A 21,613-nucleotide genomic window follows, 5' to 3' on the forward strand; every position below is an offset into this window, starting at 1 on the left:
ATTAATCAGCAAAATATTATTTGCTGAAGAATGGATAATTATCAAAATGTTTGATTCACGCGAAAAAATCGCGCTTTTTATCGATGGCGCCAATCTTTACGCTGCATCCAAGACACTTGGCTTTGATATTGATTACCGCAAATTGTTGAAAGCTTTTCAGAAGCGCGGTTACTTGCTGCGTGCTTATTACTATACTGCACTTGTTGAAGATCAGGAATATTCATCCATCCGCCCCCTGATCGACTGGCTTGATTATAATGGCTACAAGGTCATTACCAAAGCTGCCAAAGAATTTACTGATGCAACCGGCCGCCGCAAGGTAAAAGGCAATATGGATATCGAACTTGCTGTCGATGCCATGCAACTGACTGAAACCGTCGATCATTTTGTAATCTTCTCCGGCGACGGCGATTTCCGCTGCCTCGTGGAAGCATTGCAGCGTCGCGGCCGCAAAGTGAGCGTTGTTTCAACCCTCACAACACAGCCGCCAATGATTTCCGATGAGCTGCGCCGTCAGGCAGACCATTTCCTTGATCTGGTGACCCTGAAGTCTGAAATCAGCCGCGAAGCCAGTGAACGTCCGGCTCGCCGTTTTGAAGAGGAAGAAGAGCTGTACTAAGCTCTTCTGACTTGTTTTGCAGTATCCGGAACCATCCCGCGATTGCGCATTCTGCCCCCGCCTTCACGACTTTATTCAAGTCTGGCGGGGCAATGAACCCTCATGGCATAATGCTCCGGTTCCTGCATTTCTGCCGACAGATCCGCAGAACAGTGCAACAGCGGTTTGCACCACCACCCTGCCCGCCTTTACCGAACGGGCACGCCTGCTGATTATCGGCCTTGCACCGGGCTTACGCGGCGCCAACCGTACCGGCCGTCCCTTTACCGGTGATTATGCGGGTGACCTGCTTTATTCCACATTGAAAGATTATGGTTTCGCTCAGGGCAATTTTGAAGCGCGGCCTGATGATACATTGACGCTCAATAATTGCGCTATCGTCAATGCTGTTCGCTGCGTGCCGCCGGAGAACAAACCGACCGGCGCCGAGATCAATACCTGCCGCCAGTTTTTGACGCCGTTCATTACCGGCCTGCCTAACTTGCAGGCGATCGTCACGCTTGGCACTATAGCCCATCAATCGACAATCCGCGCCCTTGGCCAGCCGGTCTCAAAACATAAATTCGGCCACGGCGCGCAAACTGATATCGGACAGTTGCGCATTTTCTCCAGCTATCATTGCTCGCGCTACAACACGAATACCGGTGTTCTCACGGAAGCCATGTTCCGTAATGTATTCAGCAATGTGCGCGATTATCTGAACGATAATCCCCAGAAGTGAGCTCATAAAAAAAGCCCTGTCTGAGACAGGGCTTTAATATTTCGGGTATTACCCGCGATCACGGAGCAATCGTGATTTTTCACGATTCCAGTCACGGTTCTTTTCCGTCTCGCGCTTGTCATGCAGTTTCTTACCGCGTGCCAGAGCGATTTCGAGCTTCGCACGGCCACGCTCGTTGAAATAGAGTTTCAACGGCACAACTGTCATCCCGTCGCGGGCGATGGAATTGGCCAGACGCACAATCTCTCTCTCGCTGAGCAGTAATTTGCGCAACCGCCGCGGATCATGATTGAAACGATTGCCTTGCGTATATTCAGGAATATAGGAATTAATCAGCCAGAACGCATCATTCTCAAAGCTGGCATAGCTTTCAGCGATATTTGCCTGATTGGAGCGCAAAGATTTAACCTCGGTTCCCGAGAGAACGAGGCCCGCTTCAATCACTTCAAGTATCTCGAAATTATAACGCGCTTTGCGGTTATCTGCGATGACTTTGCGTGCAGGTGCATTTTTTTTCGTATTCATGGCAGCAATATATATCTGATCCGCAACTTTACTAGAGCATTTCACAGTCAAGTTGGATGAACTTGACGACCGTGATAATGCGACCACTTTAGAATCCAGAGATTTTCCGGCTTAAACTGCAACAAGCTGAATATAAAAAAGCCTGCCGGTTCAATATTCATGTACCGGCAGGCGATAGATGATTTGCAGCAAAATAAACAGCGTAAACTGTTTAGTTGTGCCGATTGCGCAGAATTACTGATTGAGCAGACCTGCATGACGCAGCGCTGCATCGATTTTCTCTGCGGTTTCAGCCTCAACAGGCATCAAAGGCAGGCGCAAATGATTGGTAATGCGTCCGGTACGTGCCAGCGCATACTTAACGCCTGAAGGGTTCGGCTCCATAAACAAAGCTTTATGCAGCGGCATCAGACGATCCTGAATTGTCAGTGCTGTTGCATAATCACCGGCCAGACAGGCTTCCTGAAACTGCGCGCAAAGACGCGGTGCAATATTGGATGTTACGGAAATACAGCCGCGACCGCCATGAGCGTTGAAACCCAGAGCCGTGGCATCTTCGCCGGACAGCTGAATGAAGTCTGTACCGCAAGTTGCGCGCTGTTCGGAAACACGTTCAATTTTGCCGGTTGCATCTTTCACGCCGACAATATTTTTGTGGTCGCGCACAAGAGCGCCCATTGTTTCCGGTGTCATATCAATGATCGAGCGTCCCGGAATATTATAGATCACCAGCGGAATTGAAATCGCTTTGGCAACAGCGGAAAAATGCGCATAAAGCCCGCGCTGATTTGGCTTATTATAATAAGGTGTCACAACCAGAACAGCATCAGCACCAGCACCTTGCGCATGCTGGGCAAGTTCAATGGCTTCAACAGTATTATTAGAACCGGCGCCGGCTATAACCTGCGCACGGCCTTTCGCTTCTTCAACGCAAACCTCGATTACCCGTTTATGCTCATCATGGGACAGTGTCGGAGTTTCGCCAGTTGTACCAACCGGTACAAAGCCATGCGTCCCCTCCTCGATCTGCCAGTTTACAAGGCCACGGAACGCTTTTTCGTCAAAACCACCCTGCTCTGTAAAAGGTGTGACGATAGCCGTGATTGAGCCCTTAAGCATCGGGTACTCCCAAAAGTTTGCCTGTGTTTTAATATGAATTACATATCAGCGAAAAATCGACCGATAATGCAGTTTATTACGCCGGATTTGCAATCCCGGAATAGTATGCTCTAATTTTAAAGTGTTAGAGCGAATTTTGTGCACCCGATCGGGCACACGCGCTCTAATATTGAAGATCAGGTGACGCAGAGGAAAATCCGGACTGATAATATCAGCCCCGCATCTCCGGCAATTTTTGATTTTGCAAAATCAAAAAAGCCCTGCGCTGCCTGTATGCAATTTCAAACCGCATATATGATGGTTTCTAATATACAGCCTATAAGAATGTTATTATATTCACTACAAATGCCATAGAACGACCATCCATACAGGCCTCGCAGCCGCGTACAGAATGATGGCACCACCACCTGTTCGTGAAAAGTGCTGCACCATAGTCCTGCAAAACTGCTGCATCAAGCAAATTTACGCATATTCATAGGCATTTCATCGCTATGATAAAAATAAACGCGTATTTCGTCAGTCCGACGAAATATTTTATACATAATGACGAAAACCTGTCAGCAAGTGATTTGCAATTCATCCCCGTTCTTCTGAGAAACAACAGTCAATACCGGCAAAATTGGGGCGCAAATCACGATGAATTTATGATTAAAAACGATATCAACCCGTCTTTCAGGTAAGGCTTCATTAACATTGCCTTCACAGGTCTGACCTATAATTGGAAGTACAGAAGACCGGCAGCATTCAACAGCATATTCAGAACCTCTGACCACTGAGAGCGACATTTCTATAACTCTCAGTTTTCACTCGGATATCTTAATAATCTGCCTTAAATTTGCTTCAACACGGTTATAACGGATTTGTAATGCGTAAATTTGCACTTTTCGGACAGCGACCAGATCAGTTTTTTTTAGCCCTTACACTTTTAAGTGCAAGCATGGCAGGAAATGTGCTGACAGCCGGTGCGCAGGAAGCTGAAAATGTGCCAACGCCTTTACTGCGCCCTTTTGCACCAACAGCGATGCGCAATATGCCCGCGCCGATGATGCGGCCGGATCCGACAACCACCGCCACGATACCACGTGCGCAGGCACCGGCCGCCATGAGCGGCAGCCTGAAAACCGCACTGGATGCCCTGTCTTCAAAAGATGCACGCCGTGCTCTGGCAATCCGCAATGGTATGTCCGCCAGTGATCTCGACCGCCATATCCTGACATGGGCTCTGGCCCTGTCCGGTGCTGACGGCTTGTCGAGTGCTGACTATGTTGCTGCCGCCGCGGAACTGCGTGACTGGCCTGGTATGACCACAGTTCAGCGCAACACAGAACGGGCACTTTACCGTGAAAATGCCACTGCCGGCACCGTGATTTCCTATCTCGGAAACCGCAAACCGCAGACCACCGAAGGTATGATCCTGCTGGGTCGCGCTTATCTTGCCAGCGGAAACCGCGCACAGGCACGCCAGTTGCTTGCGCCGTGGTGGGCACGCGCCAAGCTTGACACAAAAGATGAAACGCTGATTTTGCGTGAATTTTCTGGCGTTCTGATCAAAGAAGATCATCAGACACGTTTTCTGCGCATGTTGTATGATAACCGTCTGTCATCAGCATCGCGTTTAGCCGCATCAGCCAATGCGGAATCGCTTTATGCCGCCTTTGCTGCCGTGAACAAACGTGCACCGGATGCCGCACAAAAGCTTAATGCTGTTCATAGTTCATGGCAGTCAAATCCTGCGTTCTTATTTGCAAAAATCCAGTATCTGCGCCGCTCCGAGCGCTATACGGAAGCTGCCAATCTGATGCTGAAGGCACCGCGTGATGCCAGATCACTGGTTGATCCGGATGCTTGGTGGATTGAGCGCCGCGTTTTATCCCGTGAATTACTGGATATCGGTAAGCCGCAAATTGCATATCGCTTAGCCGCCGCTCACAGTGCTGAAACACCGACTATGGCTGCAGATGCAGAATTCCATGCAGGCTGGTATGCTCTGCGTGCTTTGAATGACGCCTCTACCGCACAAAAACATTTTAGCCGTATTGCTGAAATTTCCTCGCGTCCGATGTCTGCATCCCGCGCCTATTACTGGATGGGTCGTGCCGCAGAATCCGGTGGTGGCGGCAATGCAAAGCAAATGTATCAGCGTGCATCCTATTACGGTACATCGTTCTACGGTCAGCTGGCAGCAGCCAAACTTGGCAATAATGTTCTGCAGCTGCCTTATCCGAAACCAAGCGCCGCAGATCGTGAACGTTTTGACAGCCGCGAACCGGTTCGTGCAATCCGCCGTCTCGAATCCATCGGCTATGGTAATCGCGCGCAGAGCCTGTACATCAATATGGCGCAGGAACTGAGCAGCACAGGTGAACTGGCGCTTCTCGCTGTCATGGCTGAACGCAACAGCAATCATTACCTGTCACTGCGCGTCGGCAAGATCGCTGCCGGTCGCGGTCTCGATGTCGGGGCATTGTCGCATCCGACAGGTGCCATTCCGGCCAATGCGAATATTAAAGGCTCCGGCGCCGCCCTCGCCTATGCGATTGCCCGTCAGGAAAGTGAATTCAATATTTCAGCAGTTTCCAGCGCCGGTGCGCGTGGCCTGCTGCAATTGTTACCGGGCACGGCAAAAGGCGTTGCCCAGCGTGCAGGTCTTGCTTATTCCGACAAGCGCCTAACCACTGATGCCGCTTATAATGCCACTTTGGGTGCGCATTATCTCGGCGAACAGATTGAGCGTTTCAACGGCTCCTATATCCTGACTTTTGCCGGATATAATGCAGGCCCGAGACGCGCCAGTGAATGGATTGCCAAATATGGTGATCCGCGCGGGCAGAATCTCGATCAGGTTGTCGATTGGATTGAGCGTATTCCATACACAGAAACCCGCAACTATGTGCAGCGGGTGATGGAGAATTACGCCGTCTATAAATCCCGTCTCTATGGCAATGCCAATATTCAGCAGGATTTGATAAGTGGTCGGCGCGGATAAAATTTCCGGCTATAACAATCAAAAAAGCCGCGCAGTCAGCTGACAGCGCGGCTTTTTGTATGGAAAATCCAGTCTTTCTCCCGTCCGAGATATCTTATTTTCCAAGGTTTTCGGGAAAAATGACTGTGATGATATTATTTTTTTGAAGGAATGAATGCGCACAGAGCCGTCATCAGCCATCCGCCAATCATCAATGTGCCCCCTGTCGGCGCGGCCATGGCAAATAATCTGTTGCCTGTCAGATCACGCAAGATCAAATCACCCGCGAATAAAACAAGACCGAGCAGCACCAGAATGCCTGCCCAGTAAATGGCGCGACTGCGTGCACTTAAAAAAGAAAAACCCAAAAAAGCAGCTGCATGCCCCAACAGAATCGGCGCTACAACTCCTAAAAACGCATGATTGCCGTGTGCAGATGCTGCATAGCTTGTCATTGCAGCAGCACCGGATAAACCGGAGAAAAACAGAAACAGACGTTCAACGCCAGCAGTCATCTTCATAAATCCTGTAAATTGATTATCTGCCCGCCATCAATGCAGATAAGCACAGCTTTAATCAATGGCTGCTGTCAAAAAGTCCGCACCAAAACGCGTTCTTACTCAAGAAAGCAAGCTTCTATAACAGTTTAGAGCAAATCATGCAGTGCGCACGATTACCGGATACGAACCCTCCTCAAAGCCGCTATACATATTCTGTCAAATCCGGACACCGCACCGGATTTCTGAACACTTCACACTGCTGTTGCCCCAATCAGCAACACCGAGACTACAGGAAGCAGCGTGAATTCGTTGAAATCTTTAGCGAACTTCCAGCACCTTTACGCAGCTATCCAGATCATTGGTGGCAAGATGGGCATAACGCATTGTCATCTGCAATGTCTGGTGACCAAGCCACATCTGCACACGGCGAATATCAATACCGCCGCGAACCAAACGTGATGCACAAGTATGGCGCAGAATATGCGGAACAACCTGTGTATCTGTACCAAGGCCGACTTCATATTTGGCATCATTCCACACTGCGCGGAATTCGACCTGCGTCAGCATAGAAAACGGCCCTTTATGGCGTTCAACCGGTATTTTACAGGTTTTTCTGGCACGTTTGGTCAAGGGAACAGTACGGCTCCGGTTCGACTTGGTTAGCCAGAAAGTGACACGCGGATCGTGTAAATCATTCCACGTCAGGCCGATTGCCTCACCAAGACGGCAACCGGTATCAACCAGAAACACGGCCAGCCGATAGCTGTTTTCGCAACGTGCTTTAATCGCAGCGAAAAGACGTGCCTCTTCTTCAAGTTCAAGAAAACGAATTCGCCCTGCCCGCTCTTTCTGACGAATGAATTCCGGCAGGCTAAAGATGTCCCCCATCTTATACGCCTTTCGCAACAACTTGCTGAGTGCAGCCATTTTTCTATTAATGGTTGCATTGCTGTTATTGCGTTCACGCAGGGAACCGATAATTCTGTCGAGCATTTCCTGACTAAAGCCGCTGAAACGCTCCCCCTTCAGAATCTCATTAATTTCACCGAGAAATAATCTCACATTATATTTATGAGACCCGTCGTCCCATAAAATATTGAGATAGCGCTCGGATAAATCAGTAACTGAATACTGATTCACAATGCGATGTGTTTTTGTATTGGATGACGTAAAACTGAGATTATAACCCATTACAGGCGTAAAATTCTCAGAATTTTCGAAAGAAATGTCCCGATTCAGCTCCATCATAAGGCCCCCCAGCCGTTTGATCGACTTGGAGCTTTATAGGCAGAAACTTTATAAAACAAGTCTGAGTAACATTTTTGTGAGGTCAGCATGATAAAACCACTCTGGTTGAGTTTCTGATATGCCCCCTCGAAAAGTCTTAGTCCGCCCCATCAATACAAAAATTTACATCTGGTATTTGTATAAGCGCATCTCGTTAAAGATGGTCCCCGCTTGAACGCCCCATTTGAGACGAAAATACCAGCGGCATAACCGCTGGTATCTTTTTTCGAACTAAACCAATGGCTTAGAAAGAACGCTGGAAGCGGATTGTACCACCGAAAGCGTCTTTGTTAGGAACAACGCCTGCTTCACGCAGAGGGTGACCATTTTTCCAAGAAGTATAGGTAAGTTCTGGAGTAATGGTGAAACCTGGAACCAGCTGGTAAGATACGTTTGCAGCAATAGCTGTTTTGCCCCAATCTTCGTAAGCAGCCTGCAGGTTAAAGGTAGCTTTTTCAGTTGCTTTGAACTTCGCACCACCCCAGACAGCCCAATCGCCGCCCCATGAACCGTACATACCGATGTTTTCTTCATAAGAAGAATAACCGCCCTGTACCCATACGGAGAACTGGTCTGTTACGTTTACATCGAGGCGAACCTTACCGGCCCACTCTTCGAGGTTGGAGTCATAGCCAACAGCACCGGCGATCGAACCCCAAGCCTGTTCAAACTTCAGACCACCAACAACGTGTGGCATATAGCTGTCGATACGGTTGCTGTAGTTGAATACTGAAACACCGCCAGTTGGATCAACATATGCAACAGTCTCAGTACCGCCACCCTGCTCAAGCGATACGATCGCCGAGAAGCCGTTACCACCAGCGAAGGTGTAGCTGATCAGGTTTGTACGGTATTTACCGGCATCAACCACGTCATCGTTAATTACGTCGCCGAGGTAACCTGTGAAGGTGTGGAATGCGGATTCATCGAGACCGATACGCAGGCCACCGAGCTGCATGTATGCAAAATTCAGAGTATGGCTACCCTGGCCACCGTTCGAGAAGTTGAAACGGTTTTCAGTGAAGGTTTTCAGAGTACCGAGTTCAGTTTCAGTCGCTGTGTGTGTACGCAGTGTGAAACGGGAATAGATATCATAGGTATCCTGATGTCTGTTTTCCCAATCACCGGTCTGGTCATTCCACTCTTTAGCGTCATAACCGAATTTTTCACCGGAATAAGCGTCGCGGCCTGCAGCAGCCTGCATACGAACATAACCGGAGATGCGCAGGCAGGTTTCTGTGCCTGGAATGTAGAAGTAGCCAGCGCCGTAAGCGTCGCAAACGCGTACATATTCTACTGCTTCTGGTTCTGGTGCAACGATGGCGTCGGCAGCCTGAGCGCCGGATACTGCAACGAGAGCTGCAGCGGAGCCGAGAAGAAGGCTCTTAATGTTCATTTCTGACCTCCAGTCAGAAACATACGCAATCATAAAAATTCAAATATTTTCAATGTGTTACAAAAACTAATGGAATCTTTTATTTTTAAAGCCCTAAAATTGGTTATCAAAACCGCGGGATAAAAAGCGCGTAAAATACAAAAAAACCGGCAAGAATGAATTCTGCCAGCTGCGTGAAAATCGGTTTTATATGAAACAATGGCGGAGAGGATGGGATTCGAACCCACGATACCCTTCCGGGTATACTCCCTTAGCAGGGGAGCGCCTTCGACCACTCGGCCACCTCTCCGGTAAAGGCGCAATAGCCGGTAATAATCATGAGTTCAAGCACTTTACGCATCCGGAGCCAAAAAATCTTATCCATCAACAGGATGATTTCAAAAAAGGCATTAAATTCCGATAGTTTTCCGCAGTTTATGCCCCTCTATAAAGAGAAGCCTGCTTTTAGACACCTAAAACGGAATCAAAATCACAGAATCAAAGCACTTGATGTGCCACAACTGATTCACGGGCACGAACAGGGCAAATCACCTGCCAATATTACGTCTATAAGAGGATGAAACCGGGCGGCTCAATTCAGGTCTTCTCTGGCGCGCAACACTGTTTCAGCCTGTGGAAACATCTGAAAACCCCGCAAAAGCGGCAATTTTTCGTTAATTTATTTTAATAAATATAAACAAAACATAAATAAAATCCGGTACCTAGGGGGTGTTTCGTGTCTTTTCTGCAACACGATATGTCGATAGCAACATCTTACCCCCTAGTTATGCGTTTTCAGTGTTGCAACGAAACTGAGCACGAGTATCTTGAGGGCAGAAGAAGGAGCGCTTCGGTAGCGACTTTTTCATCCAAGGGGATGGGGACAGGTTGTCCTTCAGCCAAAACAAAATGCCCAGACCCATTTAAAACTTTGACTGGAGGTCAGAAATGAACATTAAGAGCCTTCTTCTCGGCTCCGCTGCCGCTCTCGTTGCAGCAACCGGCGCTCAGGCTGCCGACGCCATCGTTGCACCAGAACCAGAAGCTGTTGAATATGTACGCGTTTGCGACGCTTACGGCGCTGGCTACTTCTACATTCCAGGCACAGAAACCTGCCTGCGTATTTCCGGTTATGTTCGCGCTGACTTCAAAGGCGGCGACGATGTGTATTCCGGTCGTGACCGTAAGACATGGTCCACCAACACCCGTTTCACACTGCGTACACACACAGCGACTGAAACCGAACTCGGCACACTGAAGACCTTCACCGAAAACCGTTTTGAATTCGGCGACGGCGACTTCAAACAGGACAAGCTGAAATACGCTTACATCGAACTGGGCGGTCTGCGCATCGGTAAAGATGAATCCGCATTCCACACCTTCACAGGTTACCTCGGCGACGTAATCAACGATGACGTTGTATCGCCAGGTGCATATGACACAAACCTGATCAGCTACACCTTCACCGGTGGTAACGGCTTCTCGGCAATCATCTCCGCCGAACAGGGCGAACGCGTTGACGCATTCACCGACATCAACGGCAACGTTTATGACGGCGTAATCGACGACTACATGCCACACGTTGTTGGTGGTCTGAAGTTCGAACAGGCTTGGGGTTCGATCGCTGGTGTTGCAGCTTACGACTCTGAAATCGAAGAGTGGGCTGGTAAAGTTCGCCTCGACGTAAACGTAACTGACGTATTCTCCGTATGGGTACAGGGCGGTTACGCTTCTTACGAAGAAGCTGTTGGCATGTACGGCAACTGGGGCGGCGATTGGGCTGTCTGGGGTGGTCTGAAGTACAAGGCAACCGACAAAGCTACTTTCAACCTGCAGGCTGCTTACGAAGATTTCGGCAAACAGGCTTACACTGCAAACGTAGCTTACCAGCTGGTTCCAGGCTTCACAATTACTCCTGAAGTTTCCTACACCAAGTGGAAAGACACCGACAAGTATGCTACAGCTGTTCGCGGCGAAGATGCTTGGGGTGGTATGATCCGCTTCCAGCGTTCTTTCTAAGTTTTACGACTTAGAACAGACCGTAAGGTTACAGAGACCCGGCAGCTCACGCTGCCGGGTTTTCTGTTTTGTGCATTCCAGTGCGTATCACTATCGGAAAACCGGCATCCGCTTTTGCGCAACATGCTCTAAAACTGACTTTAAATAACAAGCGGTATTTATATGTCTGGTCTTTATCCCCACGCTTTATAATGCGTGGCATTTTGCAGACGGCGGCGATCTGCTATATTTTACAGCACACTTATCCTCTGCCCTGCTTTAAAACAGCCAATGATAATCAGCAGGCTGATCAGGATGAGTCAGAATGCATCGCATTCACCTGCCCTGCCCGACACGTTTCACAAGGAGAATTATATGGATTTTTTACTCTGGATCGCCCTGATCGGTGTAATCGTATTTCTCCTCGGCTTAATTTACAGCAAGCTTACGACGGCAAAGGCAAAGCAACCGGCAGCAAGCATTATCCCGCCTGCAACAGCAGTGACGCCCAAAAGCAAAGAGCCTGAGAAAAAACCGGCTCCCGCAGCACCGGTGAAGGCAAGCCCATCCAAACATGAGCGTGCGGCACAGCCAGTCATTAAAACACCGGCTGCAACAGAAACCACAAAAGCCACGCAAAAGATTGTACCGGATGCGGAGCCGGTCGGCCCTGCTCATAGCCCTGTTATTCATATTGCGTCTAAAGCTGCGGAAACAAACCCTGCCGAAGCAGTTGCAGCGCCCTCACCGGCAGCAGAAACGCCGGCACCGCCAGCCCCTTCCGAACCGGAGCGCCTGAAAAAACCGCGACAGGATAAAGCTGATGATTTGACCCAGATTACCGGTATAGGTAACGCAATTCAGGCTAAATTATATAATGCCGGTATTTTCCATTACGACCAGCTTACCGATCTGAATGCGGATCAGATCACATGGCTGAACCGCACCACCGGTTTTGCCGGACGTGCTGAACGGGAAAACTGGACTGCTCAAGCTAAGAAACTGATGAGCAAAGCTGCGGCCGCGACAGAAGCGCCAAAGCGCGCGGTTAAAAAAGCAACAAAACCCGCCGTGGCAAAAGCCAAAGCCAAACCCACAAAGAAAACTGAAAAAGCCTGAAGCAGGTTTTGGCAGGTGCATTGAATTCAGCACAGATCACAATCTTAAAATAAAAGGCCCGCCTCAAAACTGAGGCGGGCCTTTTTATTTTCATAGTCTAGGCCTGATAAATAGATCAGGAATTGCCCTTCAGACGTGCATTGCAAAGGCTGTAATAACCGCCGCCCTTCTGGATCCAACGCAGACCATTCAGAGAATTCGCGCTCTTATTGGCGTAATACTGATCCAGACAGGTTTTCATACGCTGCTTGCCTTCAGTTTCATTCGCATATTTTGCAGAAACTGCAGACGGGAATTTAACACCGCTTGGCGCAGCAACAGTCGGAGCTGCCGGCTCTTTTGTTGATACGGATGTTACTTTTTCAGGATCAGCACCCGGACCACATTCAACTTTACGGAAAGCATTCCATTTCAGATCGGTCGCCAAACCTGTTTCCTGAGCTGCTTTATATTTTGCAGAACACTGCTGCATTGTCAGACCTTTGGTAGCATCTGCGCTGTCAGCAGCAGGCGCCGCCTGTTTGGCAGGCTTTGCAGCAGTTGTTGCCGGTTTGGCCGGAGCCGCAGGTGCCGGAGTTGCAGCTGCGTCAGTACCGCACTGTGCTTTACGGAAATCATTCCATTTCATAGTACCGAGCGTGCCGGCATCTTTTGCAGCCTGATATTTCGTGCTGCATTCTGCCATTGTCAGCGCACTTGCCGGTGAAGACAGCACAAAGACGGCCATTCCTGTCAGCAATGCTGCGCCGCCAAGGCGGCTGAGAGTTTGAATTTTCATCTCTGTTCTCCTGATTAGGTTTTAAAACACTGTGCCTAAAGCGTTTTTCTGTCAATATCGTATAATATTCCGCACGCAAAACCTTTTCACAAATTCTGAAAAGAGTTGACGCGCTGTGAGACAACATCGTGATTGTTTATATTATAGCTCTCAAACATAGCATTTTTATAATATCCTGAGGTGCAATATTTTATAAGTCAGATGCATTTCAGGGCAGTAAAACGCTGTAGATCAGCCTTTTTAACTTGGCTTATACATATTCCCCTTCGCCACCCCACCAGCGCTCAAGCAAAATTTTCGCGCAATTATTGGCATATAAAAAGCCGGATTTTGCTCATAAATCGCTATTGCCACGCTTAAAATAACAATTTTCTCACCGCTGATTTTATGCCGGTTATCGGCTAAATAATGCCAGTGGCAGAGATCAATGAAGGTTCTGCTGCTTTTCAGTTTTCTTTTAAACAATATCCTGTCCGACGTTTAAATTACGCCGCAGCAGCATGTTGCAGGGTCTTTTTCATGGTTGAAGTCACAACTCCGGATGCGATTCCGGCTCTATCACCAATATCTGTGACCGAGAGACACCGCTTCTATGAAGATGTTGTGGCGATGCTGATCGGCACCAGCTTTGTAAGCCTCGGACTTACCCTTTATGCGCAAGCCAAACTAATGACCGGCAGCACAGCCGGTGTGGCTCTTCTCGTGCATTATGCAACCAACTGGCAGTTTGCTCTGGTATTTTTCCTGATCAACCTGCCTTTTTATTATCTGGCTATCAAGCGCATGGGCTGGCGGTTTACAATTCGCACCTTTGTGGCGGTGGCGCTGATGTCGCTCTTTACCCGCCTGTTCCCGATGTGGGTGGATTTCTCCAACCTGCAGCCGGTTTTTGCAGCTTTTATGGGCGGCACTTTGATGGGAATGGGCGTGCTTGCCCTGTTCCGCCACCGTGCCGGTGTCGGCGGCATCAATATTCTGGCTCTCTATCTGCAGGATAATTACAATATCCGCGCCGGCTGGTCGCAGCTTACTCTGGATCTGGTTCTGATGGCTGTATCGCTGTTTTACCTGTCCCCGCAACAGGTTGCAATTTCGCTGATCGGCGCTGTGGTTATGAATGTTATTATTGCAATCAACCACAAGCCCGGCCGGTATCTGGCCACAAGTTAAAGAGAAGTCGGATGGCGGGATCAGTGACGCGCCATCCATTCGCGTGCCTCACGCAGGGCACGCACCAGCTCCGGCTTGCTCATCATTTCTGACAATTTACTGCGCATCGGCAGAGCGCGGTCATCACCGCGGATGGCTGCAATATTGAACCATTTATAGGCTTCGATACGGTCTGCCACGCAATCACGCCCTGCATAATACATCATGCCGGTTTCAAACAGCATTTCGGCTTGCATGGCATTAATATTATTCTCTGACTTCGCGCTGAAACGTGCAAACATTGTTCTCATCCTGTCCTGTTAAACTGCGGTCCGCTTAGAGCCGGAAAGCCCGTGCAGATCTCTGCTGTTGTTATGAACAAGATGACGGAAAGAGTTGAAACCGCCGTTAAATACCATCCTTAACGGCCAATCAACAAAATCCCAACAATGGGTAAATATCAGAATTCATTAAGAATAACTCTGCCGGTTTTGCGGGACTTCTGCAAAAATCACGGTTTTTATGCGCAAGAAAATTTAAACCTGCCGCTAACCAATAATCACATCAGCTGGTTACGATGTGTAAAAGCGGTGCGATTGCCACAACACAAAATCGGCTCTTTTCAAGTGTCATTCTTTGGATTACGTTTACGTGAGCGTAAACAATATGCCATCACATATTACGCATCTTCGGGAGGAACTGATGAAGAAAATCTTGTTTGCAATGACAGCCCTGACACTATCATTCGGCCCTGCTCTGGCAGCGGAACCGATTGTCGGTACGTGGAAACGTACATCCGGCACTATCATTGAATATAAAAGCTGCGGCGGTGAGGATTATTGCGGCACCGTGCTCAACGGTGAATATAAAGGCAAATCCATCGGCAAAATGAGCGGTAAAGACGGCAGCTATAAAGGCACCGTCAATAAGCTTGACGAAGGCAAGACCTATTCCGGTAAAGCCAGTGTCAGCGGCAGTACATTATCGCTGGCCGGTTGTGTGGCAGGCGGACTGATCTGCAAGACCGAAAAACTGGCTCGCCAGTAAGACAAATGAAAAAGCGTTGCGGATGATGATCGCGCAACGCTTTGTTTTATAGTCAGCGCGCTTTCTGATTAAACAAAACGCTCTGCGCTGATTTATCCGTCGCAAGATTGCTCTTCTCACGCTCAAGCTTGCCCAACTCCATACCGCGCTGCACCGCAGCACGGGCTGTGACAGCCTCATACCAGCGCTTCAGATTCGGAAAATCTTCCAGTTTCTGATCGTAGTTTTTATAGGCACTGATCCAGCCCACACAGGCCATATCCGCAATGGAATAATCACCGGCAATGTAATCGCGACCTTCAAGCTGGCGGTTCAGTACGCCGTAAAGCCGGTTCACTTCATTCGTATAACGGTTGATACCATATTCGACTTTTTCCGGTGCATAGACGCGGAAATGTCCTGCCTGACCGGACATTGGTCCAAGCCCGCCCATCTGCCACATCAGCCATTCGTCAACGGCGACGCGCTTGCGTTCATCCGCCGGATAGAATTTACCGAATTTACGCCCCAGATATTGCAGAATAGCGCCGGATTCAAAAACCGAAATCGGCTGGCCATCCGGCCCCTCCGGATCAATAATCGCAGGCATACGGTTATTCGGTGCGATTTTCAGAAATGACGGCTCGAACTGATCGCCTTTACCGATATTCACATATTTCACTTCATAAGGAACACCCAGTTCCTCCAGCATGATGCTGATCTTCCAGCCGTTCGGTGTCGGCCAGTAATAAAGTTCAATCGGCTTCGTCTGGGTTTTAGGCTCGGCACTCATAGAGATCAGCTCCTGACTAGAGCGCCGTACACCCATCGGCGTACAAAACGCGCTCCAACACTTTAAAATGAGAGCATAATTTCAAGTTAAACTGTTTCAGGTTTAAGAAATTATACTCCGGTGAAACCGGTAAGGACAAACATCATGATTATATGCGTGATTGTCCGGCTGCAAACAATATATAGTCATGACTACAGATTAGGCAATCCATAAAACCAAATTTCGTTTCACGTTGAAAAATATATGCTTAATGCAATTTCAGGAATTTGAACGCCCGATGAACGCCTCTCTCAGAAAGAGTTCAGCCCGCCGCCGTTAGATTACGGATAACAGGATCATTCCTGACCAGATCGTGTCGCACATCATCATATCCGCAGCGACATGTTCGACCAAAAGGGGGCCAAGCGATGTTGTATCACCGGTTTACCATTATCAGCCTGTTCGCACTCGGCACGGTATTTCTCAGCCTGCTGCTGATGAATGAAAATCATGCAAACCGCGCCGGTCATATGGCTCAGGCATTGTCATATTCTTTCCTGCAAACAGAAACCTCCCGCCCTGCACAGGCAGCAACAATCACAAAATCACAGGACAAGGAGATGCTGCCATGATGCCCGCGAATTTTCTCAGCAATCTGACCGACACATGTTATCTCGCCATGCGCATTGCGGTGTTCAGCTTATTCTTTGTAGCGCCGGTTGCTGCTTTTACCGGCATTGCAGCGAATACCGGCGGAAAAGTTACCGCAACCGGTCTGGTTCTTGTGGTCAGCTTGCAGAAATAATGCCCCGTTTAACCATTCTGCAAAACCGGAGGCGCAGCGCAAAGCTTGCCATATAAACTGTAAGAATTCCGGCTTATAGTAGCGCATGAGCAAAAGAATCGACACTTTTTCCGGCAATCCTGTTTCAGATCTGATTTCTGCGGGCATAGCCACACCGGAGCCAGTCGCTCCTCAATCATTTACGGATGCCCGCGCTGCGGTTGACGCATTGCGTGCTCTCTATGACCGGAATACTGCCTTTCTGCGCGATGCCTTTCATAAGGTTGCCAAAGGCGAAATTGCGCCGCAGCGTTTCCGCGCGTTCTACCCTGAGCTTTGCTTTTCAACAGCCAGTTTCGCCCATGTGGATACGCGTCTGGCCTATGGCCACGTCAGCCTGCCGGGTGAATATGCCACCACGCTGACCCGTCCTGATCTTTTTGACAGTTACCTGATGGAACAAATCCGTCTGCTGATTAAAAATCACGGTGTTCCGGTGACTGTTCAGGAATCCACCACGCCGATCCCGCTGCATTTTGCCTTTCTGGAAGGCACTTATGTAGAATCATCTGTATCCGATGCTTTCAAATATCCGCTGCGTGATATGTTTGATGTGCCGGATCTCGGCAATACCGATGACAGTATTGCTAATGGTGATACCGAGTTCCAGACTTTGGAAATCATGCCGCTGGCACCATTTACCGGTCAGCGCGTGGATTATTCTTTGCAGCGCCTGTCGCATTACACCGCGACCAGCCCGTCGCATTTCCAGAACTATGTGCTTTTCACAAACTACCAGTTCTATATGGACGAGTTCTGCACCTATGCCCGTAAATTGATGGCAGAGGGCGGCGGCGGGTTCACCAAATTTGTTGAACCAGGCAATCTTGTCACTTTTGCCGGTAACAGCTCGCCTTCACAGGGGGCAGAGCCTGCGCGTCTGCCGCAAATGCCGGCCTATCATCTGGTCAAGCCGGATGGTTCGGGCATTACCATGGTCAATATCGGTGTCGGCCCTTCCAATGCCAAAACCATTACCGATCATATTGCTGTACTGCGCCCGCATGCATGGCTGATGCTTGGCCACTGCGCCGGTTTGCGCAACAGCCAGCAGCTCGGCGATTATGTGCTTGCCCATGCCTATGTGCGTGAGGATCACGTTCTTGATGATGATCTGCCGATCTGGGTGCCGATCCCTGCTCTGGCCGAAATTCAGGTGGCTCTCGAAGATGCGGTTGAGGAAATCACCGGTCTTGAGGGCTATGAGCTGAAACGCATCATGCGTACCGGCACCGTTGCCACGATTGACAACCGCAACTGGGAATTGCGTGACCAGCGCGGTCCTGTACAGCGGCTTTCCCAATCCCGTGCTGTGGCTCTGGATATGGAATCGGCCACGATTGCGGCCAATGGTTTCCGCTTCCGCGTGCCATACGGTACTTTGCTCTGCGTGTCTGACAAGCCTTTGCATGGCGAGCTGAAATTGCCGGGCATGGCGACCGACTTCTACAAGAAACAGGTAGCCCAGCATTTGCAGATCGGCATCCGCGCCATGGAAAAAATTGCCGCTATGCCGCAAGACCGGCTGCATTCACGCAAATTACGCAGCTTCTTCGAGACTGCATTCCAGTAAACGCTTCAATCAACACTGCTCTGCAAGACTATTTGCAGAGCAGTGCGCCTTGATAAAGCTGCTTTTCACAGCCAACAGTGCTGTCATACTTGTTTCTCTTGCTCTGTGGTCTCTATGTCCCGCGAAAAACCAACTCCTGCTTCAAAACGCACATCTCCCCTGCTCTTTGCACTGCTGATCTTCTTAGTTCTGCTCTCGGTTCCGCTGGTGCTGGGTTTCTTTGGCCGCGTGCATCCGGCGCTGGACAGTTTTGCGCATTTTCGCGCTCATATTGCAGCAATCATGGCTCTTGGCGGGATTTTTCTGCTTTTCACCAGCCTGCGCCGTGAAGCGGCAATGGTGACACTGCTCGGCCTCAGCGCTTTTTCAACAACCGTAAACTGGGCAGGCTCGTCACAACCGGCAACAGCACAAGACGGAAATGTTACCTACAGGCTGATGCAGATTAATCTGCTGCAAAACAATGATGATCCGAAAGCCCTGTTGCAAGCTGTGGCGCGTTACAAGCCGGATATTATCACCTATCAGGAAGGTTCTGAGCAGTGGCAGGCATGGCTTAAAATACTGGAAGGCAACTATCCTTACCGCCACCAATGCGGCACATTGCCGAAAAGATGGGGCGTCGGTATTCTCTCGCGCCGTCCTTTCGCTGATTTCGGCTCTCCGGTCTGCACCGGTGACGGCGTATTGGCCACAGCTCTTGTTAATCTTGGCGGCACCAATGTACTTGTCTCGTCACTGCATCAGTCTTGGCCGTGGCCTTTTAAACAGGTACAGCAGTTTGAAATGCTGCGCCCTGCATTGGAGCCGATGGCCAATCCTCACGGTATTCCGGTGATTATCGCCGGTGATTTCAATGCTGCCCCGTGGAGTTACAATCTGCGCCAGTACGAAATGCTCACCGAGACCAAACGCATTGCCGGTGCAGGTGCAACATGGCTGACAACCCGCCTGCCGGATAGTCTGCGCCACTGGATCGGCTTGCCGATCGACCATATTCTCATCAATGAGACTGTGACACTGCATAATATCCGCACCGGTGAATCGCTCGGCTCAGATCATTTTCCGTTACTGCTGGAGTTTTCAGTTCCGACTTCAGTTTCCGAACCGACGGAAGACAATCCGCAAACGGCACCGGAAGCCGTCAGCATCTGACGCTGATTTCTCAATAAAAAACGGCGCCCCGAATGGCGCCGTTTTTTATTAATATTACATATTTGCGTAAACCGGTCCCTCTCCGACATCTTTACTGACGGCGGTCGAGACGGACACGGCCTCAAATGCCAACATTACATGTTGGCATAGACCGGTCCTTCGCCGCCTTGTGGCGTAACCCAGTTGATATTCTGGTTCGGGTCTTTGATGTCACAGGTTTTGCAATGCACGCAGTTCTGCGCATTGATGACGTAAGTTTCCTTACCGTCCTTCTCAACCCATTCATAAACACCCGCAGGGCAATAGCGTGTTGAAGGTCCTGCAAAAACATCATGTTCGGATTTCAGCTGCAGTTCCAGATTTTTGACCTGCAAGTGAACCGGCTGATCTTCTTCATGGTTGGTGCTCGACAGAAACACCGATGACAGACGGTCAAAGCTCACCACACCATCAGGCTTCGGATAGCTGATAGGCTTGTGTTTAGCCGCCGGTTCCAGCGCCGCCGCATCGGTCTTGCCGTGCTTGAGCGTGCCAAAGAAAGAGAAGCCAAACAGCTGGTTTGTCCACATGTCCAGACCGCCCAGCGCCACACCGATAATGGTACCGAATTTCGACCACAGCGGTTTGACATTGCGAACGCGTTTCAGATCTTTGCCGATAGCGCTGTCGCGCCATTCATTTTCGATGCCGACAACTTCGTCATTCGCACGACCGGCAGCAATCGCTTCCGCAACCTTATCCGCTGCGAGAATGCCCGACAGCACCGCATTATGCGAGCCTTTGATACGCGGCACGTTCACAAAACCGGCCGCACAACCGATCAGCGCACCGCCGGGGAAAGTCAGCTTCGGCACGGACTGCCAGCCGCCTTCGGTAATCGCGCGCGCGCCATAGGAGATGCGCTTGGCACCTTCAAAGGTCGGACGGATCGTCGGATGTGTCTTGTAACGCTGAAATTCTTCAAACGGTGACAGATACGGGTTCTTGTAGTTGAGATGCACCACAAAACCGACAGCCACCAGATTGTCTTCCAGATGGTAAAGGAAGGAACCGCCACCGGTTTTCAGATCCAACGGCCAGCCGAAAGAGTGCTGCACCAGACCCGGCCTGCTCTTCGACGGGTCAATCTGCCAAAGTTCTTTCAGGCCGATACCGAATTTGGCCGGTTCACGGCCTTCATCCAGCTTGTATTTTGCAATCACCTGTTTGGAGAGTGAGCCGCGTGCACCTTCTGCAAACAGCACATATTTACCGTGCAGTTCCATGCCGCGTGTGTAGTTCGGCCCCGGCTCGCCATTGCGTTCCACGCCCATATCACCGGTCGCGACACCGGTTACAGCACCGGCATCATTATAAAGCACTTCGGCAGCAGCAAAGCCCGGATAGATTTCAACGCCGAGATTTTCCGCATGGGTACCCAGCCAACGCGCCACATTGCCCAGCGACACAATATAATTACCGTGATTATTCATCAGCGGCGGCATTGCGAAATTCGGCAATCTTACAGAGCCCGCAGGCCCGAGCACCAGAAACTGGTCATCCGTTACCGGAGTTTTGAAAGGATGATCGCTTTCCTCGCGCCAGTCAGGCAGCAGCTTGTCGATACCAACCGGATCAACAACAGCGCCGGACAGAATATGCGCACCGACTTCCCCGCCCTTTTCCAAAACCACGACGGAGAGTTCCGGATTATTCTGTTTCAAACGGATCGCCGCAGCAAGACCGGCAGGGCCTGCGCCGACGATCACAACGTCGAACTCCATACTTTCCCGTTCAGGAAGTTCGTGTTCGTTGTTCATTTATACCTCCATAGCATCGGGCGCAGCTTGGGTTCCCGTTTTTTTATAACCAGAGCGTATCGTGTTCATCACATCCGCTGCGCTCGTTCTATTCTTTTAATTGCCGCATTATCGTGCTGATCAAAGGACGATGAAATGCTTCATCCCCACCTGATACAGAGTTGTAACACAGTTCAAATGCGTCCTATTGTCCAAAATCGCCTCAGATCATGACGTTTGTTCACTAACAGATCACCATAATATTGACGTTTACGTCAATGTAAATGGTTTTTAAACAGGCATGCCCGAA

Annotated in this window: 21 protein-coding genes and 1 tRNA gene; 13 read left to right on the plus strand and 9 right to left on the minus strand. The window is 49.8% G+C overall.

Annotated features, from left to right (window positions below; all coding sequences use genetic code 11):
• Positions 1–46 precede the first annotated feature (46 nt).
• Positions 47–619, plus strand: coding sequence for a LabA-like NYN domain-containing protein (locus tag F7P81_RS00970; protein ID WP_022711959.1), 573 nt, complete (start codon positions 47–49; stop codon positions 617–619).
• Positions 620–635: 16 nt separating this feature from the next.
• Positions 636–1,340 carry a uracil-DNA glycosylase gene (locus tag F7P81_RS00975; protein WP_151158100.1) on the plus strand — a complete coding sequence of 235 codons (705 nt, stop codon included), beginning with the start codon at positions 636–638 and terminating at the stop codon, positions 1,338–1,340.
• 48 nt (positions 1,341–1,388) lie between these two features.
• On the opposite strand, the gene smpB is transcribed toward F7P81_RS00975, so the two are convergent.
• Together smpB and dapA are read right to left on the minus strand one after the other, a co-directional pair.
• Positions 1,389–1,865 (minus strand): SsrA-binding protein SmpB, encoded by a 477-nt coding sequence (smpB, locus tag F7P81_RS00980; RefSeq protein ID WP_121992884.1) that lies wholly within the window; start codon positions 1,863–1,865, stop codon positions 1,389–1,391.
• A gap of 234 nt (positions 1,866–2,099) precedes the next feature.
• Positions 2,100–2,984, minus strand: a complete 885-nt coding sequence (gene dapA / locus F7P81_RS00985; RefSeq protein ID WP_022711956.1) for a 4-hydroxy-tetrahydrodipicolinate synthase — start codon at positions 2,982–2,984, stop codon at positions 2,100–2,102.
• Positions 2,985–3,921: 937 nt separating this feature from the next.
• Here dapA and F7P81_RS00990 point away from each other — a divergent pair.
• Positions 3,922–5,970: a lytic transglycosylase domain-containing protein gene (locus F7P81_RS00990; RefSeq protein WP_151158102.1), complete on the plus strand. Its 2,049-nt coding sequence runs from the start codon at positions 3,922–3,924 to the stop codon at positions 5,968–5,970.
• 134 nt (positions 5,971–6,104) lie between these two features.
• On the opposite strand, the gene F7P81_RS00995 is transcribed toward F7P81_RS00990, so the two are convergent.
• Positions 6,105–6,464, minus strand: a complete 360-nt coding sequence (locus F7P81_RS00995) for a DUF423 domain-containing protein (protein WP_245293560.1) — start codon at positions 6,462–6,464, stop codon at positions 6,105–6,107.
• A gap of 303 nt (positions 6,465–6,767) precedes the next feature.
• A complete protein-coding gene (locus F7P81_RS01000) occupies positions 6,768–7,694 on the minus strand; it encodes a tyrosine-type recombinase/integrase (protein WP_028233875.1) in 927 nt (308 codons plus the stop codon).
• Between the two features lie 361 nt (positions 7,695–8,055).
• On the opposite strand from F7P81_RS01000, the gene F7P81_RS17310 reads away from it, so the two are divergent.
• Both F7P81_RS17310 and F7P81_RS17315 read left to right on the plus strand, forming a co-directional pair.
• Positions 8,056–8,244 (plus strand): hypothetical protein, encoded by a 189-nt coding sequence (locus tag F7P81_RS17310; protein ID WP_445482791.1) that lies wholly within the window; start codon positions 8,056–8,058, stop codon positions 8,242–8,244.
• A 273-nt stretch (positions 8,245–8,517) separates the two neighbouring features.
• Positions 8,518–9,138, plus strand: a complete 621-nt coding sequence (locus tag F7P81_RS17315) for a hypothetical protein (protein WP_484573183.1) — start codon at positions 8,518–8,520, stop codon at positions 9,136–9,138.
• 193 nt (positions 9,139–9,331) lie between these two features.
• Here F7P81_RS17315 and F7P81_RS01010 read toward each other — a convergent pair.
• Positions 9,332–9,421, minus strand: a tRNA-Ser gene (locus tag F7P81_RS01010).
• A gap of 638 nt (positions 9,422–10,059) precedes the next feature.
• Between F7P81_RS01010 and F7P81_RS01015 the strand changes: the two genes are divergently transcribed.
• Together F7P81_RS01015 and F7P81_RS01020 are read left to right on the plus strand one after the other, a co-directional pair.
• A complete protein-coding gene (locus F7P81_RS01015; RefSeq protein WP_151158106.1) occupies positions 10,060–11,130 on the plus strand; it encodes a porin in 1,071 nt (356 codons plus the stop codon).
• A 354-nt stretch (positions 11,131–11,484) separates the two neighbouring features.
• Complete coding sequence (locus tag F7P81_RS01020; RefSeq protein ID WP_151158108.1) at positions 11,485–12,228, plus strand: hypothetical protein; 744 nt, start codon at positions 11,485–11,487, stop codon at positions 12,226–12,228.
• Between the two features lie 115 nt (positions 12,229–12,343).
• Here the strand turns inward: F7P81_RS01020 and F7P81_RS01025 are convergent, their stop codons facing one another.
• The gene (locus F7P81_RS01025) at positions 12,344–13,006 is read right to left on the minus strand and encodes an antifreeze protein (protein ID WP_151158110.1); all 663 of its coding nucleotides are present in this window, start codon (positions 13,004–13,006) and stop codon (positions 12,344–12,346) included.
• A 519-nt stretch (positions 13,007–13,525) separates the two neighbouring features.
• Here F7P81_RS01025 and F7P81_RS01030 point away from each other — a divergent pair.
• Positions 13,526–14,176 (plus strand): YitT family protein, encoded by a 651-nt coding sequence (locus F7P81_RS01030; protein WP_151158112.1) that lies wholly within the window; start codon positions 13,526–13,528, stop codon positions 14,174–14,176.
• Between the two features lie 20 nt (positions 14,177–14,196).
• Here F7P81_RS01030 and F7P81_RS01035 read toward each other — a convergent pair whose 3' ends face one another.
• On the minus strand, positions 14,197–14,457 hold the full coding sequence (locus F7P81_RS01035) for an SEL1-like repeat protein (RefSeq protein WP_022712257.1): 261 nt from the start codon (positions 14,455–14,457) through the stop codon (positions 14,197–14,199).
• Between the two features lie 400 nt (positions 14,458–14,857).
• On the opposite strand from F7P81_RS01035, the gene F7P81_RS01040 reads away from it, so the two are divergent.
• Complete coding sequence (locus F7P81_RS01040; protein ID WP_022712258.1) at positions 14,858–15,202, plus strand: DUF2147 domain-containing protein; 345 nt, start codon at positions 14,858–14,860, stop codon at positions 15,200–15,202.
• Positions 15,203–15,254: 52 nt separating this feature from the next.
• On the opposite strand, the gene F7P81_RS01045 is transcribed toward F7P81_RS01040, so the two are convergent.
• Positions 15,255–15,974 carry a glutathione S-transferase family protein gene (locus tag F7P81_RS01045; RefSeq protein WP_151158114.1) on the minus strand — a complete coding sequence of 240 codons (720 nt, stop codon included), beginning with the start codon at positions 15,972–15,974 and terminating at the stop codon, positions 15,255–15,257.
• A 407-nt stretch (positions 15,975–16,381) separates the two neighbouring features.
• Between F7P81_RS01045 and F7P81_RS01050 the strand changes: the two genes are divergently transcribed.
• From F7P81_RS01050 to F7P81_RS01060, 4 genes are all read left to right on the plus strand, one after another.
• On the plus strand, positions 16,382–16,585 hold the full coding sequence (locus tag F7P81_RS01050) for a hypothetical protein (RefSeq protein WP_151158116.1): 204 nt from the start codon (positions 16,382–16,384) through the stop codon (positions 16,583–16,585).
• A complete protein-coding gene (locus tag F7P81_RS17000) occupies positions 16,582–16,758 on the plus strand; it encodes a hypothetical protein (RefSeq protein WP_170265200.1) in 177 nt (58 codons plus the stop codon). Before F7P81_RS01050 ends, F7P81_RS17000 begins: the two co-directional genes overlap by 4 nt.
• An 85-nt stretch (positions 16,759–16,843) precedes the next feature.
• Complete coding sequence (locus tag F7P81_RS01055) at positions 16,844–18,370, plus strand: AMP nucleosidase (RefSeq protein ID WP_151158118.1); 1,527 nt, start codon at positions 16,844–16,846, stop codon at positions 18,368–18,370.
• 114 nt (positions 18,371–18,484) lie between these two features.
• Positions 18,485–19,525, plus strand: coding sequence for an endonuclease/exonuclease/phosphatase family protein (locus F7P81_RS01060; protein ID WP_151158120.1), 1,041 nt, complete (start codon positions 18,485–18,487; stop codon positions 19,523–19,525).
• Between the two features lie 134 nt (positions 19,526–19,659).
• Here the strand turns inward: F7P81_RS01060 and F7P81_RS01065 are convergent, their stop codons facing one another.
• The gene (locus tag F7P81_RS01065; protein WP_151158122.1) at positions 19,660–21,324 is read right to left on the minus strand and encodes an electron transfer flavoprotein-ubiquinone oxidoreductase; all 1,665 of its coding nucleotides are present in this window, start codon (positions 21,322–21,324) and stop codon (positions 19,660–19,662) included.
• Positions 21,325–21,613: the final 289 nt, after the last annotated feature.

The sequence above is a fragment of the Pseudochrobactrum saccharolyticum genome, assembly GCF_008801715.1.
Lineage (GTDB): Bacteria > Pseudomonadota > Alphaproteobacteria > Rhizobiales > Rhizobiaceae > Pseudochrobactrum > Pseudochrobactrum saccharolyticum.

Excerpts from the sequence above, each read along its gene's own strand:
- F7P81_RS01045 (WP_151158114.1), bottom strand. The coding sequence starts at position 15,974 with ATGAGTGCCGAGCCTAAAACCCAGACGAAGCCGATTGAACTTTATTAC.
- F7P81_RS00995 (WP_245293560.1), bottom strand. The coding sequence starts at position 6,464 with ATGACTGCTGGCGTTGAACGTCTGTTTCTGTTTTTCTCCGGTTTATCC.
- F7P81_RS00970 (WP_022711959.1), top strand. The coding sequence starts at position 47 with ATGTTTGATTCACGCGAAAAAATCGCGCTTTTTATCGATGGCGCCAAT.
- F7P81_RS01030 (WP_151158112.1), top strand. The coding sequence starts at position 13,526 with ATGGTTGAAGTCACAACTCCGGATGCGATTCCGGCTCTATCACCAATA.
- smpB (WP_121992884.1), bottom strand. The coding sequence starts at position 1,865 with ATGAATACGAAAAAAAATGCACCTGCACGCAAAGTCATCGCAGATAAC.
- F7P81_RS01050 (WP_151158116.1), top strand. The coding sequence starts at position 16,382 with ATGTTGTATCACCGGTTTACCATTATCAGCCTGTTCGCACTCGGCACG.
- F7P81_RS01000 (WP_028233875.1), bottom strand. The coding sequence starts at position 7,694 with ATGGAGCTGAATCGGGACATTTCTTTCGAAAATTCTGAGAATTTTACG.
- F7P81_RS01020 (WP_151158108.1), top strand. The coding sequence starts at position 11,485 with ATGGATTTTTTACTCTGGATCGCCCTGATCGGTGTAATCGTATTTCTC.
- F7P81_RS01035 (WP_022712257.1), bottom strand. The coding sequence starts at position 14,457 with ATGTTTGCACGTTTCAGCGCGAAGTCAGAGAATAATATTAATGCCATG.
- F7P81_RS01065 (WP_151158122.1), bottom strand. The coding sequence starts at position 21,324 with ATGAACAACGAACACGAACTTCCTGAACGGGAAAGTATGGAGTTCGAC.
- F7P81_RS17000 (WP_170265200.1), top strand. The coding sequence starts at position 16,582 with ATGATGCCCGCGAATTTTCTCAGCAATCTGACCGACACATGTTATCTC.
- dapA (WP_022711956.1), bottom strand. The coding sequence starts at position 2,984 with ATGCTTAAGGGCTCAATCACGGCTATCGTCACACCTTTTACAGAGCAG.
- F7P81_RS01040 (WP_022712258.1), top strand. The coding sequence starts at position 14,858 with ATGAAGAAAATCTTGTTTGCAATGACAGCCCTGACACTATCATTCGGC.
- F7P81_RS01025 (WP_151158110.1), bottom strand. The coding sequence starts at position 13,006 with ATGAAAATTCAAACTCTCAGCCGCCTTGGCGGCGCAGCATTGCTGACA.
- F7P81_RS01060 (WP_151158120.1), top strand. The coding sequence starts at position 18,485 with ATGTCCCGCGAAAAACCAACTCCTGCTTCAAAACGCACATCTCCCCTG.
- F7P81_RS00990 (WP_151158102.1), top strand. The coding sequence starts at position 3,922 with ATGGCAGGAAATGTGCTGACAGCCGGTGCGCAGGAAGCTGAAAATGTG.
- F7P81_RS01015 (WP_151158106.1), top strand. The coding sequence starts at position 10,060 with ATGAACATTAAGAGCCTTCTTCTCGGCTCCGCTGCCGCTCTCGTTGCA.
- F7P81_RS01055 (WP_151158118.1), top strand. The coding sequence starts at position 16,844 with ATGAGCAAAAGAATCGACACTTTTTCCGGCAATCCTGTTTCAGATCTG.